Source organism: Leeuwenhoekiella obamensis (assembly GCF_055391795.1).
Window position 1 is genome coordinate 2,280,639 of sequence record NZ_AP029251.1, and the last position, 15,097, is coordinate 2,295,735.

The 15,097-nt window shown below is 37.1% G+C and carries 20 protein-coding genes and 2 tRNA genes; 10 read left to right on the forward strand and 12 right to left on the reverse strand.

Annotated elements, in window-relative coordinates:
• The first annotated feature begins 2 nt into the window (after nucleotides 1-2).
• Complete coding sequence (locus tag ACZ5L8_RS09985; protein WP_464437099.1) at nucleotides 3-956, forward strand: transketolase family protein; 954 nt, start codon at nucleotides 3-5, stop codon at nucleotides 954-956.
• Nucleotides 957-1,083: 127 nt separating this feature from the next.
• Complete coding sequence (locus ACZ5L8_RS09990; protein ID WP_464437101.1) at nucleotides 1,084-1,668, forward strand: porin family protein; 585 nt, start codon at nucleotides 1,084-1,086, stop codon at nucleotides 1,666-1,668.
• Between the two features lie 83 nt (nucleotides 1,669-1,751).
• Here the strand turns inward: ACZ5L8_RS09990 and ACZ5L8_RS09995 are convergent, their stop codons facing one another.
• Nucleotides 1,752-2,672, reverse strand: a complete 921-nt coding sequence (locus ACZ5L8_RS09995; protein WP_464437102.1) for a hypothetical protein — start codon at nucleotides 2,670-2,672, stop codon at nucleotides 1,752-1,754.
• Nucleotides 2,673-2,726: 54 nt separating this feature from the next.
• Between ACZ5L8_RS09995 and ACZ5L8_RS10000 the strand changes: the two genes are divergently transcribed.
• Genes ACZ5L8_RS10000 through ACZ5L8_RS10010 form a run of 3 tightly spaced genes read left to right on the forward strand, consistent with a single transcriptional unit; the run spans nucleotide 2,727 to nucleotide 4,215 of the window.
• Nucleotides 2,727-3,116: an RNA-binding S4 domain-containing protein gene (locus ACZ5L8_RS10000; RefSeq protein WP_464437103.1), complete on the forward strand. Its 390-nt coding sequence runs from the start codon at nucleotides 2,727-2,729 to the stop codon at nucleotides 3,114-3,116.
• Complete coding sequence (locus ACZ5L8_RS10005; protein ID WP_464437105.1) at nucleotides 3,082-3,705, forward strand: methyltransferase; 624 nt, start codon at nucleotides 3,082-3,084, stop codon at nucleotides 3,703-3,705. Before ACZ5L8_RS10000 ends, ACZ5L8_RS10005 begins: the two co-directional genes overlap by 35 nt.
• Nucleotides 3,706-3,714: 9 nt before the next feature.
• The gene (locus ACZ5L8_RS10010) at nucleotides 3,715-4,215 is read left to right on the forward strand and encodes a phosphoribosyltransferase family protein (protein WP_464437107.1); all 501 of its coding nucleotides are present in this window, start codon (nucleotides 3,715-3,717) and stop codon (nucleotides 4,213-4,215) included.
• Here ACZ5L8_RS10010 and ACZ5L8_RS10015 read toward each other — a convergent pair.
• Entirely contained in the window at nucleotides 4,204-4,719 is a 516-nt protein-coding gene (locus ACZ5L8_RS10015) for a shikimate kinase (protein ID WP_464437109.1), read from the reverse strand. The two genes, ACZ5L8_RS10010 and ACZ5L8_RS10015, sit on opposite strands and share 12 nt — an antisense overlap.
• A 162-nt stretch (nucleotides 4,720-4,881) precedes the next feature.
• Here ACZ5L8_RS10015 and ACZ5L8_RS10020 point away from each other — a divergent pair.
• The 3 genes from ACZ5L8_RS10020 (at nucleotide 4,882) to ACZ5L8_RS10030 (ending at nucleotide 6,398) form a co-directional block, all read left to right on the forward strand.
• Nucleotides 4,882-4,954: transfer RNA gene (locus ACZ5L8_RS10020), tRNA-Lys, on the forward strand.
• 53 nt (nucleotides 4,955-5,007) lie between these two features.
• Nucleotides 5,008-5,091 (forward strand) — tRNA-Leu (locus tag ACZ5L8_RS10025).
• A 125-nt stretch (nucleotides 5,092-5,216) separates the two neighbouring features.
• Nucleotides 5,217-6,398, forward strand: a complete 1,182-nt coding sequence (locus ACZ5L8_RS10030; protein ID WP_464437111.1) for a tyrosine-type recombinase/integrase — start codon at nucleotides 5,217-5,219, stop codon at nucleotides 6,396-6,398.
• A gap of 608 nt (nucleotides 6,399-7,006) precedes the next feature.
• Here ACZ5L8_RS10030 and ACZ5L8_RS10035 read toward each other — a convergent pair.
• Together ACZ5L8_RS10035 and ACZ5L8_RS10040 are read right to left on the reverse strand one after the other, a co-directional pair.
• Nucleotides 7,007-7,276 carry a hypothetical protein gene (locus ACZ5L8_RS10035; RefSeq protein WP_464437113.1) on the reverse strand — a complete coding sequence of 90 codons (270 nt, stop codon included), beginning with the start codon at nucleotides 7,274-7,276 and terminating at the stop codon, nucleotides 7,007-7,009.
• A gap of 323 nt (nucleotides 7,277-7,599) precedes the next feature.
• Entirely contained in the window at nucleotides 7,600-8,520 is a 921-nt protein-coding gene (locus tag ACZ5L8_RS10040) for a hypothetical protein (RefSeq protein WP_464437115.1), read from the reverse strand.
• A gap of 207 nt (nucleotides 8,521-8,727) precedes the next feature.
• Between ACZ5L8_RS10040 and ACZ5L8_RS10045 the strand changes: the two genes are divergently transcribed.
• Together ACZ5L8_RS10045 and ACZ5L8_RS10050 are read left to right on the forward strand one after the other, a co-directional pair.
• Nucleotides 8,728-8,955, forward strand: a complete 228-nt coding sequence (locus tag ACZ5L8_RS10045) for a hypothetical protein (RefSeq protein WP_464437117.1) — start codon at nucleotides 8,728-8,730, stop codon at nucleotides 8,953-8,955.
• A 78-nt stretch (nucleotides 8,956-9,033) separates the two neighbouring features.
• A complete protein-coding gene (locus ACZ5L8_RS10050; RefSeq protein WP_464437119.1) occupies nucleotides 9,034-9,327 on the forward strand; it encodes a hypothetical protein in 294 nt (97 codons plus the stop codon).
• Between the two features lie 4 nt (nucleotides 9,328-9,331).
• Here the strand turns inward: ACZ5L8_RS10050 and ACZ5L8_RS10055 are convergent, their stop codons facing one another.
• Genes ACZ5L8_RS10055 through ACZ5L8_RS10090 form a run of 8 tightly spaced genes read right to left on the reverse strand, consistent with a single transcriptional unit; the run spans nucleotide 9,332 to nucleotide 15,086 of the window.
• Entirely contained in the window at nucleotides 9,332-12,274 is a 2,943-nt protein-coding gene (locus tag ACZ5L8_RS10055) for a zincin-like metallopeptidase domain-containing protein (RefSeq protein ID WP_464437120.1), read from the reverse strand.
• Between the two features lies 1 nt (nucleotide 12,275).
• Complete coding sequence (locus ACZ5L8_RS10060) at nucleotides 12,276-12,728, reverse strand: hypothetical protein (RefSeq protein WP_464437122.1); 453 nt, start codon at nucleotides 12,726-12,728, stop codon at nucleotides 12,276-12,278.
• 10 nt (nucleotides 12,729-12,738) lie between these two features.
• Nucleotides 12,739-13,284 (reverse strand): hypothetical protein, encoded by a 546-nt coding sequence (locus tag ACZ5L8_RS10065; RefSeq protein WP_464437124.1) that lies wholly within the window; start codon nucleotides 13,282-13,284, stop codon nucleotides 12,739-12,741.
• Nucleotides 13,285-13,287: 3 nt separating this feature from the next.
• Nucleotides 13,288-13,614, reverse strand: coding sequence for a hypothetical protein (locus ACZ5L8_RS10070; RefSeq protein WP_464437126.1), 327 nt, complete (start codon nucleotides 13,612-13,614; stop codon nucleotides 13,288-13,290).
• Nucleotides 13,611-14,090, reverse strand: a complete 480-nt coding sequence (locus tag ACZ5L8_RS10075) for a hypothetical protein (RefSeq protein WP_464437129.1) — start codon at nucleotides 14,088-14,090, stop codon at nucleotides 13,611-13,613. Before ACZ5L8_RS10075 ends, ACZ5L8_RS10070 begins: the two co-directional genes overlap by 4 nt.
• Nucleotides 14,084-14,509 (reverse strand): DUF5675 family protein, encoded by a 426-nt coding sequence (locus ACZ5L8_RS10080; RefSeq protein WP_464437131.1) that lies wholly within the window; start codon nucleotides 14,507-14,509, stop codon nucleotides 14,084-14,086. The genes ACZ5L8_RS10075 and ACZ5L8_RS10080 overlap by 7 nt, the downstream gene beginning before the upstream one ends.
• Nucleotides 14,510-14,514: 5 nt before the next feature.
• Nucleotides 14,515-14,937 (reverse strand): hypothetical protein, encoded by a 423-nt coding sequence (locus ACZ5L8_RS10085; protein ID WP_464437132.1) that lies wholly within the window; start codon nucleotides 14,935-14,937, stop codon nucleotides 14,515-14,517.
• Between the two features lie 11 nt (nucleotides 14,938-14,948).
• Nucleotides 14,949-15,086 (reverse strand): hypothetical protein, encoded by a 138-nt coding sequence (locus tag ACZ5L8_RS10090; RefSeq protein WP_464437134.1) that lies wholly within the window; start codon nucleotides 15,084-15,086, stop codon nucleotides 14,949-14,951.
• Nucleotides 15,087-15,097: the final 11 nt, after the last annotated feature.

Genomic DNA, 15,097 nt, shown 5'->3' on the forward strand with positions numbered 1-15,097 from the left:
CAATGAAAAAATTCGAAAATCAGGGAAATGTAGATACGCGTTCAGGATTTGGCGCAGGAATGGACGAACTGGGAAAAACTAACGAAAATGTAGTTGCCCTTTGTGCAGACCTTACAGGTTCTCTTAAACTTAACGACTTCGAGAAAAATCATCCAGAGCGCTTTTTCCAGACTGGTATTGCTGAGGCAAACATGATAGGTATGGCTGCTGGTCTTACTATAGGTGGTAAAATTCCTTTTGCTACAACATTTGCAAACTTTGCTACTGGTCGCGTTTATGATCAGATTCGTCAGAGTGTCGCTTATAGCGGAAAAAATGTAAAGATATGTGCTTCTCACGCCGGTGTAACACTAGGTGAAGATGGTGCAACTCACCAAATCCTTGAAGATCTAGGGATGATGAAAATGCTTCCAGGAATGACTGTGATCAATACTTGTGACTTTAATCAAACTAAAGCTGCAACAATTGCGATCGCTGAGCACGACGGACCAGTTTACCTTCGTTTTGGTAGACCAAAAGTAGCAAACTTCACTCCTGTAGATCAAAAATTTGAAATAGGTAAAGCAGTACAACTTACTGAAGGAACTGATGTAACCATCGTTGCAACAGGTCACCTTGTTTGGGAAGCGATCATCGCCGCTGAAGAATTAGAAAAAGAAGGCGTTTCTGCAGAGATCATTAATATTCACACTATAAAACCTCTTGACGCAGAAGCAATTTTAGCTTCGGTTAAAAAGACAGGTTGCGTTGTAACTTGTGAAGAGCATAACTACCTAGGTGGTTTAGGAGAAAGTGTTGCAAGAGAACTTGCTGCTTCTCACCCTACTCCTCAAGAGTTTGTTGCAACTAAGGATACTTTTGGCGAAAGCGGAAGCCCAGACCAACTTATGGAAAAGTATGGCCTTGATAATAAAGCCATCGTGAAAGCCGTTAAGAAGGTATTGGATAGAAAATAAATTCAGGTAGGGTAAAACCGGCCTGAGTTGTCCTATTCATAGAAAGCAATAAAAAAATCCTAGAGGGATATTCCTCAAAATGATTTTTTAAACCTTCAAGCATCGCTTGAAATAAAAACTAATTTTTATGAAAAAAGTACTCTTAGGCATCATGTTCCTGGCAACCACAGTAGCATTTGCACAATCAGAACCTGGCGTAGGTATTAGAGCAGGTCTCAACTATGCTGGTAACGGTGATGTTACAGATTCTGCTGGTAATGTAGTAGACAATCCTGATCGCAACATTGGGTATCATGTTGGTCTTTTTGGCCGCATAGGTGAGAACAAACTGTATTTTAGACCAGAGCTTGTGTATACACAGCTTAAAAGTTCTTACGACAGTAATGATTTTACAATGAAAAAACTTGACGCGCCTCTTCTTATAGGCCTTGAAGTTCTTGGACCGATCAATGTTTTTGCCGGGCCGTCATTGCAATACATTATGGACACAGACTTTGAAGGTCTTGAACTCAATGATGTGGAAAATGATTTTACCGTGGGCGCAACTTTTGGCGTTGGCGTATCATTAGGAAAACTAGGAATTGATATGCGCTATGAGCGCGGTCTTAGTGAGAATGAAGCAGAGTTTGTAAATACAAACGGCGGACTTTCTTATGAGAAAATAGATACACGACCAGATCAAGTGATCTTAAGTTTATCACTTAATTTATAATTTGGCTTAAAGCCAAATAAATAAAAATAAAAAGGCCTTCTCACGAAGGCCTTTTTTTAATGTTTAAGCTGTAGCCAAAAGGCCTAATTATCAGGATCCAGATAATCTGGAGTTCCATCGTTGTCTGTATCAGGATACGTTACCGTACCATCTTCTGCAATGTTGATCTCATCTATAGTCAAGATACCATCACCATCATCATCAGTATCTACAACATCTGCTATTCCATCACCATCTGTATCGTCATCATTTATGGTTTGGTTACCATTAACATCTTCTAGAAAATCAATAACTCCATCACCATCTGAATCTATACCTCCATTAACACCAAAAACTTTAAACGTGATATAAAGATCAGTGTAAATATAAGTACTGCTTTGAACCGTATTATAGTAACCTAATCCTGCAGGAATAAAAACAGCACCAATACCATAATCATTAGAAGCTGTGATTGTACCGTCAGAATTTTGTGAAATTGAAGTTGCCGCTCTTACATTATCTACAGAGTTGCTAAATCCTCTAATAGTACCTGATAAAGGCAACCACAATGGATTAGGCGCATAATCTATAAGATCACCACCTATCACACCAGTTCTATATGATAAGAAAGCAGAATCTGCAAAAGTTACAGGCTGCCCCTCACCTTTTCTTACTTCAAGAATAAAAAGATCATAATCTACATCGCCTACGGTCTTTTGCTCTGTAACAACCTGATCTATCAACGGAGTCTTATCTGAATTCTCACCGGTTATCTCGTCAAAGCGCACGATATAATCAAAGTCTGCAGGCGGGTTTTCAAACTCCTCGTAGTTATAAAAATGAGTTTCAAGAAATGTCTGGATATTTAAGGCACTACTATCTTGCACCTCTTGTCTATCTCTAGGTACAAACGGCTCAAGACTTCCATTATCATCCTTCTTACATGCCTGAAACATTACGACGGTCACAAGGACCAAAAGTGCTATCTTATAGCTTTTCATCATCATTACTTTTAAGTCGCGCAAGATACGATTTTGCGTTATTTTTGTTACTTTAAACTATTATAATCCCTATAAATTATGCGAGTAGATAAATATTTGTGGTCAGTACGATATTTTAAATCTCGCAGCATTGCTACAGCGGCTTGTAAAAAAGGACAGGTTAAAATTGATGATGTTGCAGTAAAACCTTCACGAGAAGTTTATCCTACTGATGTAATAAGTGTGAGAAAAAACCAGATCGACTACAAAGTTGAAGTTCTTGATCTGCCACCTAATCGGGTGGGCGCAAAATTAGTGAGCATCTATTGCACAGACATAACCCCTCAAGAAAATCTAGAAAAACTAGATCTCCTTAAATACTCTAAAGATTACTATCGTAAAAAAGGCACCGGCCGCCCTACTAAAAAAGATAGACGCGATCTAGAAGATTTTCATGAAGACAGCAACGATGAGTGGGATGACATTTGATCAAAAATATTGGGAAGACAGATATCAAGATCAAAAGACAGGTTGGGACATCGGTTATGCCAGCACGCCTATCGCGACATATATTGACCAACTGAAGAATAAAGATCTCAAAATCCTTATTCCCGGTGCGGGTAATGGCCACGAGGCGATCTATCTCTGTAAAAATGGCTTTAGCAATGTAACTGTAATTGATTTTGCAAAACAACCTTTAGAGCATATCGCAAAAGCTACACAAGATCTAGAATTTGCACCTCGATTAATTCAAGAAGATTTTTTTCGCTACAGCGAAAAGTACGACCTCATCTTAGAGCAAACCTTCTTTTGTGCGCTTCATCCTTCGCAAAGGCCAGCCTATGTGCAAAAAATGCATAAGCTACTCAATGAAAATGGTAAACTCGCCGGATTACTTTTTGACTTCCCATTGACAGCAGATGGGCCACCTTTTGGCGGAAGCCAGATAGAATATGAAACACTTTTTAGCGAAAGCTTTAAGATCAAAAAACTAGAACGCTGCTATAATTCTATAAAACCGAGAAATGGTAAAGAACTGTTTTTTATCTTTGAACCTACTTCTAAAAACAGGAGATAAAACCGAAAAATGAGCCAGCAAATCATATTAGATCACAGCAGCATACAGCATAAAATAAGAAGAATTGCTTATCAAATTTACGAGAGCAATGTTGATGAAACTGAGCTAATTCTTGCCGGCGTGGCAAAAAATGGTTTTGTGATCGCTGGCAGGATCAAAGAAATCCTTGAAGAGATCTCGCCTATTAAATGTGTGCTTTGCAAAGTAACGATGGACAAGAACAATCCGCTAGGAACTGTTGAAACCTCAATGGCTGCCGCAGATTATGCAAACAAGTCTATCGTTCTTATTGACGATGTTCTTAACTCTGGCACCACGCTAGTTTATGGCGTTAAGCATTTTCTTGATGTTCCATTAAAGCGTTTTAAAACTGCGGTTTTAGTAAATCGCAATCACAAGAAATATCCTGTAAAAGCAGACTTTAAAGGCATCTCGCTTAGCACATCTATGCAAGAAAATGTAAAAGTGCGTTTTAAAGAAACTGGCGACAGCGCGGTTTTAGAAGAGTAAATCTTCTATTTCTTTTACCATTTCATCTTCTGATTGCCCGGTATAAATCACTTTGTGATCTGCCTGGTTGTAATAGAATGCACGTTCAAAAAGGTGTTTTCTCACAAATTCCTCTAGTTTCTCTGGTGTATCCTGATGCTGTAAAACGGGTCTGTATGACCTTGCCTTCCATAAACGGTCTGATAATGGTTTTACAGGCACATTAATATATACACTGCTCGCACCAGATTTTTTTATGCGATCCATCACATTACCATAACACGGCGTACCACCTCCTAGCGATACGATCGTATTTTCTAACTGCAATACCTTATCTATATATTGAGATTCTAGCTTTCTAAAATGGATCTCTCCTTTAGTTTTAAAAATTTCTGGGATAGAAATACCTTCTCCTTCTTCGATGAGATCGTCAAAATCCACGAATTTATAATCCCATTTTTTTGCAGCAAGTCTACCTAAAGTAGATTTTCCGCTACCCATATATCCTAAAAATAAAATTGTCATAATTCTTTTTAACTGAAAAACAGACACCTATGGCGGCGTCAAAAATTTTCAATAAAAATATCAAAAAACCCTTTGAATAATCAATTTAATGGCTGTATATTTGCACCCGCATTCGCAAAAAGAGTCAGCGATTGCAACTGTAGAAAAGCAGTTATTTATTAGGACTTGGTAGCTCAGTTGGTAGAGCATCTCCCTTTTAAGGAGAGGGTCCTGGGTTCGAGCCCCAGCCAAGTCACAAAGAAAAAAAGTTAAGCATTCGCTTAACTTTTTTTATCTCCATACATTTCTACCGGGATGCTGGAATTGGTAGACAGGCATGGTTGAGGGCCATGTGTCCATTAGGGCGTGTGGGTTCGACTCCCATTCCCGGTACTACAATCACGCAAACCCCCGTAAATAAAGGGTTTTGCGTGATTCTCCACAAAAAAGTGGGTCAAAATTGGGTCATAAACTTTTAACCAGGTCAAAATCAAAAACTGGCCATGGGTTAAAAAAAAATGCCTTTATCAAAGCAGCCACTTACAAGCAGAATAATATTTATTGACTACGAGCCAGCCGAGGTTAAAGAAATGACCAACGGTAACTGGCGTATCGTCTTCCGCGTTAAGATTCCTGGGAAGAATGAAATGAAGCGTTTTCGTAGGCGTGTAAAGCCCATGGCAAACAGAAAAGCGCGTTTGCAACACGCAAAGCGTATCTGTGAAAAAATCAATCAGAAGTTAGCTCAGGGATGGTCTCCACTTATTGACGAATCATCTACTGGAGAATACCACAGGTTTTTAGATGTACTGGATAAATACATTGCGCATTGCAACGAGCTGAAGAAAAGAAATGCACTACGCGCCAGAACAGCTGACACATACACCTCAATGGCAGAACTCTTAAAAAAGTACTGCAAAGCAATTGACCAGGCAGGCATGTTAAGCATGGAGTATGGCCAGAAGTTCGTAAGAAGATACCTAGACCACATCTATATTGACAAAAAGAGATCTGCGCGCACTACAAACAATTATTTGAAGGTTTGCGTTACCATAGGCAACTATATGGTCGATAGAGGTTATTTAACCACCAATACAATCTCTAAGATCCCTAAAATGATAGAGCAGAAAAAGAAAAGGGAAATAATAGACGATCACACGTTGCGTGATATTGTATCCCATCTTAAAAACCATAATAGAGCATATCTCACGCTTTGCCTTCTAGTATATTATTGCTTTATACGCAGAACTGAACTCACAAAGCTGAAAGTAGAAAATATTAGCTTAAAAGACGCTACCATTTTTATACCAGCAGGAATAAGCAAAAACAAAAAAGATGACACTGTCACCATCCCTAAACCACTTATCCCCTATCTAGTAGAACATCTTTTAAAAGCTAAGCAAGAAAATTACGTTTTTGGCCAAGGGTTACAGCCTGGAGAAATACAGCTGCAGCCAAAATATATTTCGGATCAATGGGCTAAAATTAGAAAGACTTTAGAGTTTAAAGACAGCTATCAATTTTACTCACTAAAGGATACCGGCATCACAAAATTATTCTTGATGGGAATACCAACCATTAAGATAAGAGATCAAGCAAGGCATCACGATATAAAAATTACTGAAACTTATACACCCAGAAATTCTCAACGGGATGACACTATTTTTAATGCAGCAGACAATTTCAACTTTCTAGAATAATTATTTTTAAGTGTATTTCTGTAATTTGTATTTTACAAATACTTAAAAAACTTATTTACAGATATTTAAATGCAAATACAAAATTAATTTTTTGTATTTAAACCACTCGTAAATTACAAAACACAATATTCAGCGATAGAAAGGAAGGATCGACAACCCCTTAAAAAATGTTAAAAACTGTTAATTGGTAATTTTAAGAAAACCAATCCCTTCTATTTTACGTTATTATTTTAAACTATACATGTTGATTACCAACATTAGTTTGATACCCCTATACCCACTAAGTCATCCTTACTGCTAGGATGACTTTTTCATTAAAAAAAGTAAGGCCCTACATTAATGCAGGGCCTTACTAACCTAACTAACTTCATCTAAGAAGCTTCCTATTTAGAAATCTTCACTAAAGATAAATCTTTTTCATTATTTAAATCTCTGACTTTAAATATTTTATTAACTCAATAAAACAAATAATCCCCGCACAAAGTACGAGGATTATGCCCCTTGCCACTTAGATAGTGACAACTACGCGATTGTAGAACACAAACATAACTACAGCATATTAAAAATTACTTGTAATTATTAAAAGATTAACGCTTCAACAATAGCTATTAAGACTTACCTGCATTATATATTTCTTTCTTTTTGTAAACTATACGATACAAAACAGATTCTATCTTGTAAATCAACTTTTGAGTGTAGATGAATTTTTCTTTGAATTGATCGATATTAAAAAAGTTATGCTTTAAATAGTATTCGTATGCTTTATCAGTATCTTTTATAATATTTCTCATCCCCTTCAATAAATCCTCAGCTCCATCTGGAGGTACCCTTTTTACTCTTTGTAAAGCGCCCTCAAGCGCTAGTATAGAATTATCCATCTCACTTAAGCTTATTATAACCCTACACCGTTGAATAAACACAAAAGAAATCGGCAGCTTAAATGCTGGAGTAAGTATTGACTTATACTAATATCTAAATACATAATAAAAAAAGCCCCACTAAATGTGGGGCTTTTTGATTTTTTAATTTCGCTTTAAGCGAATTGCCATTCTTTTAATATGACTTAGAACAAGTCATCTTCTCCATGTACTTGATTAAGTTTGCCCATTTTCATTACTGTTGATTTTCTTATTTAGGATTGACAATATAGTACTTAAACATTAGTATTACTAGTATTTAAGATATTTTATCATTTTGCTAATTAAACATCAAATACGATACCAAAACCCTGATATGGCAAAATTAGTCCATTTTTATGAACTCTACTAATAGTTCGTCCATGATCAATATGCTTTCTTTCAAACTTTTCTACAAGACCTATATTTATGAAAGAAACCTTCATATTTTCTGGGTATTGAATACTTACATCCATTTCCTTAGTTATAGCATTAACTCTAACTAGCTTATAGTTATCATCATGCATATGATATTCTCTATACTCCTTAATTTCAACTAAAAATCTCTTTTTGTTTTTTATCGTTGCTTTCCAATGGACAGTTTTTTCAAAATCACCCTCCTCTTCATGTTGTTCAAGTTGATCAGAACTAATATAATCCTCACCATCTATTTTAAAATATTCTATCTTTCTTTTTAATCTTAAACCCTCACTCTTATCATATGTCCAACTTCCTTCTAATACTGTTTCTTCATCACCTTTTGCTAATACAACATAATAATGAGTACACTGAGTAAATTTGATTATATGATCATCAGACAACTCCCCTATATTTAAAGTATATCTAAAGTCTTCATAATAAAACTTATGTTTTATAGGGAAATAGTTGTTTAAAATTATATCCTGTAATTCATCACTAATCTCAGGAAACTTCTGATTATAAACACTCTTAGAAACCTGCCTCCATAACTGTGGTAAATCGTTCCTGTTTTCTATAAATTCTGTTCCCAACACAATTTTCTCAATCTCTTCTTTAAATAAACCAGCAAATTGAAAGGATTTAAGCACTGAAGCAAACACTCCTGAAGAAAGAATTGCCAAGCCTGCCTTTTCTAAAATATTTATCCACCAAGTGTTAGTCACAATGCTAGATATATACAACAGCACAACACCAACCAGAATAAGTAACCAAAAGAAATTAATATATATCCAGTTATTTTTTTTCATAAGAGTGAAATATTTGCAAGGCTGCAAATTAAAAAAAATACTGAATATCAGATAATTTCATATATTTGAAATGAAAACACGGTCAGGCGAAATCCTGAAAATTATAATAAGAAGTCATCCTATGGGTACTGTGGCGAAAGCGCAGTGTCCAATCACCTGATTGTGTTTTCAACCCTAAGGGATGACTTCCCTTATAATATCTTGGACATGAAAACACAAGAATTATCACCCGCACAAGCCCAGCTGCTTGAGCTTTGGTGTCATCTGGATGCACCAGATGTTTTAGAAGGGTTAGAAACCACCTTTCAAATCGCACTTTTTCAATCGCAAGACGATTTATCACTAGAAGACCGCAGTAAAATGTGGTGGGTAAAGATGCTTATTGATAAAGTAAAAGCCATCAAGGATGAAGGCTCCGGCCAGGCAGTAGCTTAGCAACCGGATATTAAAGTTTATTTAAAACCGCCCACTGTGGCGGTTTTTTAATATCTTACTCTTAAATAAGAGAACGATATGCCTGAAATCCCAGTACTTAGAGAAAAAATATATAAAATGTTAGAAGATTTTTATTCAAAACATAAAGTAGGTCTTGATTTGAGCTATAATGGAGAAATTTGGGATGATATGCGATTCTCCCCTGAACTTAAATATAATCCCGAAATTGAACAAGGTATTGAAGAAATTAAGACTAATATTGAAAAATTAACTCAGGGAGAACAATTTAAAATCAAAGCGCAGCACATAGTTTATATGCCAAGTTATGAAATTGAATTAATGAATATTTTCGTAGATGTATTTCCAAATTAATCTACTACATCAACTCAGACACTAATCTTGAACTTAATTTCTCTGCAACTAATTTCTTTGTTTTTGATTTTATATCATTTTTTTGATCCTCAGTAAACGATGTTTTCCGCTCATAGATATTATACGTTAGTCCATCTATAGGTTTAGAGGTGTATCTGTTTTTTTCAGTATAGATATAATTCTCTCTATAGTCTGAGAATTTCTCGGTGTACAAGATCACATCACCATCAAACTCACTTTTACTACCGCCTCGCATTTTACCGCTGGAGGTCTGCTGAAAAATCACCACAAACAGTTTACCATCATATTTTTTACGCAGATCTTTATCCACCTGAAAGTTAGACTGCAACTCCTGCAGTTTTGCAAAACTATCTATAAAGATCACATCATTATTGCGTATTAAATCATCCAGCTGCTGCACACTTGTAACATCTGGCGCTTCTACCGTAGTCATAGCGCGCTCATTAAAATACTTTTCAGCCTTCTGTCTATACAAGTAGCTTTCAGGATGTTCTTCTAAAGAAGCATGCCCCACATAATAATTCTGAGCAAAAGCATTGATCCATTTAAATATCGCATGGGTTTTACCGCTCCCCTTTTCACCGGTAAGGGTAATCACCACACTTTCCTTTGGTTTGATCTCAATATTGTCAAGAAAATTTGCAATCTCTGGATCAGGCATTTTATAAAACTCTAGTGGCGCATTACTCCCGCGGTTAATATTTGCAGCCACCGTGTTGCGACTTCTAGGCGGCTCAACAGGCGTATCTATCCTATTATCATCATTATCAATAGTATTTATATTAGATTCAGCGATATTTGCAGGTTGATTCAAACCATTCTTCCTACTTTCGCGTTTAGAAGTCTTCTTTACAACGGTAGGTTGTTGTGTATGGGTTAAATCTACTTGTGAAGAGGGCTTCGCTTTTTCAACAGGCATATTCAACGCGCCCTTTTTATTGCCATGCTCCTTTATTTGTTGTAGGATCTCTTTTTCAGTAAAAAGCCTGGTAAACCTAGAAAGCTCATTTTTTGCCTTATCATAAGTAAGCCAGTTTGTAGAACCCACACGCAGATTATTCACAAAAGGCGCATAGTAAATTTTACCACTCTTTTTTACAGGAACTACAGCAAACGTGAGGTCTGGTTTTTTCTCAACCTCCTTTTGCTCTTTAATTTCACTAATGTCATGAGCATAGTGAATGTTCCCGTTTTTCTTTTCAATCAATGTGAATTTTACCGGGGTATCAACTGTGAGTATGTATCCATTACTTCTAAAGTTGTAAATCCTTCTAGCCTTAGAACCTCCAGACTTTTTACTCTCCAGACTAGCACGTTTAAGCAATTGCTCTGCCTGTGTGATCAAGCTGGCCATAGGGATACTCATACCGCCTCTTATATTTTTATTTATCCCCTTAAGGTCAAATTGCACCTGCTTATTGATCTGAGGCATAAACACCTTTTTATCTAGCAGGTTCTTTTGCGACCAGTTAATAAAAAACTTCTCTGCCTTTTTAGTATCATGTAAGATCTCAACAGGTAAAGCTAAGCCCAGTTCTAATTGTTCTCCAGGCTTTACTTTTTCCTTCACTTTCTTCTCCACAGGTTTATTTTTGGCTTTCGCCAAAAAGTTTACATAAGCAGCGATACCGTTATTATTTCTATCCAGCATAAAATCTGCAGCTGCTTGCGCACGGCTTGAAGCTCTAAAGAAAAAGCGGTTATCATTTTCCATAGTTTTAACCAGGCGACTATTCCACCCTTTTAGATACTTTGCAGAATTATGAAGAGTTTTAAATAGAATACCCGCCTCAGAACACATATAGACAGCTCCCATTTCTGCAATGAGTTCTTCAAAAGCATATTCCTTTGCCGTCGGCTTTTCAAGTGGTTCAAAACGATGTAGCCTTTTAGGATGTCCTGTAGCATGAACTAGCTCATGAAATAAAGTAGAATAATAAGCCTGTTCACTTTTAAACTGTTTTATAGGAGTCATTTTTACCGTATCGATCCCCGGAGAATAAGCAGGTTGATTGCCTGCATAAATAATCTTTGGACGTTTTGGCATCGCTTCAACCATCTTTTCACAAATAGTTATTCGCTCTTTTTCAGGTTTTGCTACATTTTCATTCTTAGGAATTTCGCCCCAGTCAATACCTTCTACATCATGACCAGAATAAACATTGTAGTATTTAAGAATGGGTATATACTCACTAGCCAACCTATCAAGTGATATAACATTTTCTCTAAGCACATTAATTTCAGATCTATGCTTAAGTAACCAGGCACGGAACTTTTTTTGATTATAACTACCAAATTCTAGTGTAGAACCATCATCATTTGCCTGACTAAAATGAAAGAGTTTTGTGAAATAGACTACACGTGTAGCTCTACTCCCCTTTTTTAATTTACCGCCATGCTTTTCAATTTGATTAAACGTGAGAAAGTAAGGGTTGCTAAGATCTCGATGAACAAGAGTGAGTTTACCATTAACTATTTTTTGCTCAAAATTTGTCAACCAAAAATTCACGCCTCTGTATCCATTTTTAGAATCAAAATTAAGCGCTTGATAACCTTGATACATTGCTGTTTTATCCCATTCCATCTGCCAAGGCAAATGCCCAACCTCTTTAATAGTCTGGATCATTAAATCAGTTATGTACTGGTAAATTTCATCTGGTGACACAGCCTTATTTAAACCAGTAAAATTTTCATCGGTTTGATCTTCTGGCAACGCTTGTAAAATATAGGCCGGCAATTCTTCAAAAAATGGCTGTTCAAGCTCAATTTCAAAACTGGTTTCGTCTGGGTATGTATCAAGAATGTTTGCAATACGTTTAGCGGCTTCGTACTGCTCGTGTGTCTTAGCTTCTTCTAATATTTTGATCAATGCTTCTCTATCTACCACAGAGCCGTTGAGCCCGTTTATTTTACCTGCTATATCCATTTTATGCGTCTATCGTGAAAGTTTTGCCTAGTGCTTCAAAGTGTAATTTATAATTGAGGTTAGCCGGTTGCATTGCAGCTTCAATGGCACCGCCTAAATCTGCGAAAGGAATTGTAACCGGGATTCCTGCCAGAACAATACCGCTTTTAGCTAAAATCTCTACGCTATCAACTGAAGGGAATGATTGGCCAAGCTGCTGGCCAGACTGATCATAAAAATCAATTTGCTTAAGTTTTAAAAGTCCACCACTTTGCACACTCAAATCAATATCTGTGGGGTTATATATCCTGGCATCGATCTGGAATTGAACACCACTATTTTGCAACTTCAGGTGCTTAAAATTCTCAATGCTTACTTCTAAATTATTTGCAACTGATAAAGTGTTACCCACTTTACGCTTAAGGAAGTAACTAGCTCCTAGAGCCAGCCCACCGTATATGATAAGTTTATTCATAATTTTTGTGTTAGTATGCTGACAACGAGACGCGTTCTCGCCTTAAAACTTGTCTTGGTTGATCGTCAACAACTCTGCGTTGTTCTTGATCAATATGAGAAGAAGCCTTTGACGCACTATTAACAGTCCTAGTACCGCCAGCGGTTCGCGTTGTGCTTCCGGTATTAGATCGATTCTCTACTTTAATACTACGCGGCACTGGATCTTCATTTGTTTGTGATTTAGGAATAACCGGTATTACTAAATCTTTCTCTGGTTTTGTGATCTCTGCAATTACCTCTTTTTTAACCACTGGCTTAGGCGCAACTTTTACAGCAGGTTTAGTTGCTGAAGAAGCTATTTTTTGAGTTGAAGGCAATGGCTCATCGTCAACTATTGTGCTAACTGGTATAGTGCTTTCAGTTTCCGGCACAACGTCCATTTCTCCGGTATCTAAATCAATGGCAATGGCTGGCGCACCAGCTTCATTTTTCTTTTTATAGAGATAATACCCACCGCCACCTAGCAATGCCAGGAGCAGTAAGTATTTTGCGTTTGATGATTTCTTTTTTGGCATGGCTTAAAGTGTCAGTGTTAAGTAATCACGCACTTTTTCATCTTTTTTATAAAGATCAAATTGAAGTGTATCTGTGGTTCCTGGTGCTGGGTAAACTTTCATTTTCCAATCTAGTTTCCCACTGATTTCCATTTCTTGATTATCAAGGCTAGCCCACACATCATTTTTAGCTCCGGTAAAAGAAACCAGCACGCGGTCATTGTCATAATCGTACTCTTTAATCTTAAGTTTTGGTTTGCTTAAGAAGTGATCAAGGGTAAAAGCTGCAATAGCCGAAAACACTAAAATTCCGCCAACGTTAAGGCCTGTATTGTCTTTCTTTTTTGTCATTTTGTTATTTGTTGCAAGACAGCTTCAACCGTCTTAGTTTGTTTTCTAAATGCGTAAATAAAACCAGCTCCCACCATCAAAACCAAAATACCCAGACCAACGAAAGCGTAAATGATCACGGAGCTATCAAAGTTTTCTTCTTTTTCGCTTTGCTTAGTTAAAATAGCTTCAACCAGGTTTCGGTTAGTGCGCTGTATTTCTTCTATTAAACCGCTGATGCACTGTAAATCAATATTACCTTCCTTATCATACTTAACGACTTGTGTTGTACCAGTTTCATAATTCTTACGATAGATCGTAGTATCTTTAAAATGCACACTAGGAATTTCATAAAAAACAGTGTCGCCCTGGCGGTGCGTTATCGTTTCATAGCTCTCAATGAGCTGGCGATCTGTTTTGCCTTTAGTGGCTTGCTTTGTTACATCGCAACTCAACAGAAGCAAAACCATACATATCAATGATATTCTTACTAACATGGATTGTGAATTATAATACTGGTCTTACTCTCACCTTTTAGCGCATTGTGAAATTCTCTAAGCGTGTTGCGACTACTGGTTACATCATAATAACCATCGCGGTCTGAATCTGTAAGGCTAACACCTGGAGCAATACAACCATTAAGCTGGTGCCAATGGTTTGCAGGGTGTATTTTGCACTCTGATCTACCAGGTACATTTTTAAGCTCCCATAAGTCCTGCCCAAAACGAGGTGAAGGCTCTAATATTAAAGGATATTCACCGGCAGGAACATTGCTCACGCTCTTTGCATTGTTGCGATCTCCACGCTCTATGCACAAACATGCAAAAATGGGCTGGCCATGGCGATTTAATACCATGAGCGTGCCGGTTGCCTGGTTATTGTCTTGCCAGTGGCGTTGTAAGATTACTTTTTTCATAAGCTTTATTTATCAGCTGGAAAGGTGTTCATTTTCAAACCGTCTTTAATAATTTGAATAAGCTCCAGCGTATTATCGTCATTGAGATTTGCGTTTTCCAACAATGGTAAAGCAATTGAAAGCCTTAACTTCATATTGTTAAGTTGTGCCTCATGATCACGCAACTGAATTTCTGCACGTTTTCTCGCCTCTCGTTCTGTCCTGCACTTTATGCGCAGCTCTTGTGTGAGTTGTTCACTCTTTTGAAGCGAGGCTTTGATCTCGTTTACTTTAATCTCTTTGCGTGCATTCCATTCGGCAATAATACCCTTAAGATTAAGCGCGGTGATTATGGCCGCCAGTGATGGAATAAGAATCGCCCAAAAGTTATTGGGCGGTGTGAGCTGTGCAGTATTAACAGCTTGTTCTATAAGAAAAAGTAAGATCAAAATTTAATTTTTTACGCGATACCTTCTTTGTTTTTGTGTTGCTCTGTAAGCTCCTTAGTACCTTCGGTGTGGTTTTTCTTAATGTACTCTTGTACCTCTTTTGATGGCTGGTTTGAGCTTGCTGGATCTGTGGGTTCTGTTTTACACATGGTTTTTATAT

Excerpts from the sequence above, each read along its gene's own strand:
- ACZ5L8_RS09985 (WP_464437099.1), top strand. The coding sequence starts at position 3 with ATGAAAAAATTCGAAAATCAGGGAAATGTAGATACGCGTTCAGGATTT.
- ACZ5L8_RS09990 (WP_464437101.1), top strand. The coding sequence starts at position 1,084 with ATGAAAAAAGTACTCTTAGGCATCATGTTCCTGGCAACCACAGTAGCA.
- ACZ5L8_RS10000 (WP_464437103.1), top strand. The coding sequence starts at position 2,727 with ATGCGAGTAGATAAATATTTGTGGTCAGTACGATATTTTAAATCTCGC.
- ACZ5L8_RS10005 (WP_464437105.1), top strand. The coding sequence starts at position 3,082 with ATGAAGACAGCAACGATGAGTGGGATGACATTTGATCAAAAATATTGG.
- ACZ5L8_RS10010 (WP_464437107.1), top strand. The coding sequence starts at position 3,715 with ATGAGCCAGCAAATCATATTAGATCACAGCAGCATACAGCATAAAATA.
- ACZ5L8_RS10015 (WP_464437109.1), bottom strand. The coding sequence starts at position 4,719 with ATGACAATTTTATTTTTAGGATATATGGGTAGCGGAAAATCTACTTTA.
- ACZ5L8_RS10030 (WP_464437111.1), top strand. The coding sequence starts at position 5,217 with ATGCCTTTATCAAAGCAGCCACTTACAAGCAGAATAATATTTATTGAC.
- ACZ5L8_RS10035 (WP_464437113.1), bottom strand. The coding sequence starts at position 7,276 with ATGGATAATTCTATACTAGCGCTTGAGGGCGCTTTACAAAGAGTAAAA.
- ACZ5L8_RS10040 (WP_464437115.1), bottom strand. The coding sequence starts at position 8,520 with ATGAAAAAAAATAACTGGATATATATTAATTTCTTTTGGTTACTTATT.
- ACZ5L8_RS10045 (WP_464437117.1), top strand. The coding sequence starts at position 8,728 with ATGAAAACACAAGAATTATCACCCGCACAAGCCCAGCTGCTTGAGCTT.
- ACZ5L8_RS10050 (WP_464437119.1), top strand. The coding sequence starts at position 9,034 with ATGCCTGAAATCCCAGTACTTAGAGAAAAAATATATAAAATGTTAGAA.
- ACZ5L8_RS10055 (WP_464437120.1), bottom strand. The coding sequence starts at position 12,274 with ATGGATATAGCAGGTAAAATAAACGGGCTCAACGGCTCTGTGGTAGAT.
- ACZ5L8_RS10060 (WP_464437122.1), bottom strand. The coding sequence starts at position 12,728 with ATGAATAAACTTATCATATACGGTGGGCTGGCTCTAGGAGCTAGTTAC.
- ACZ5L8_RS10065 (WP_464437124.1), bottom strand. The coding sequence starts at position 13,284 with ATGCCAAAAAAGAAATCATCAAACGCAAAATACTTACTGCTCCTGGCA.
- ACZ5L8_RS10070 (WP_464437126.1), bottom strand. The coding sequence starts at position 13,614 with ATGACAAAAAAGAAAGACAATACAGGCCTTAACGTTGGCGGAATTTTA.
- ACZ5L8_RS10075 (WP_464437129.1), bottom strand. The coding sequence starts at position 14,090 with ATGTTAGTAAGAATATCATTGATATGTATGGTTTTGCTTCTGTTGAGT.
- ACZ5L8_RS10080 (WP_464437131.1), bottom strand. The coding sequence starts at position 14,509 with ATGAAAAAAGTAATCTTACAACGCCACTGGCAAGACAATAACCAGGCA.
- ACZ5L8_RS10090 (WP_464437134.1), bottom strand. The coding sequence starts at position 15,086 with ATGTGTAAAACAGAACCCACAGATCCAGCAAGCTCAAACCAGCCATCA.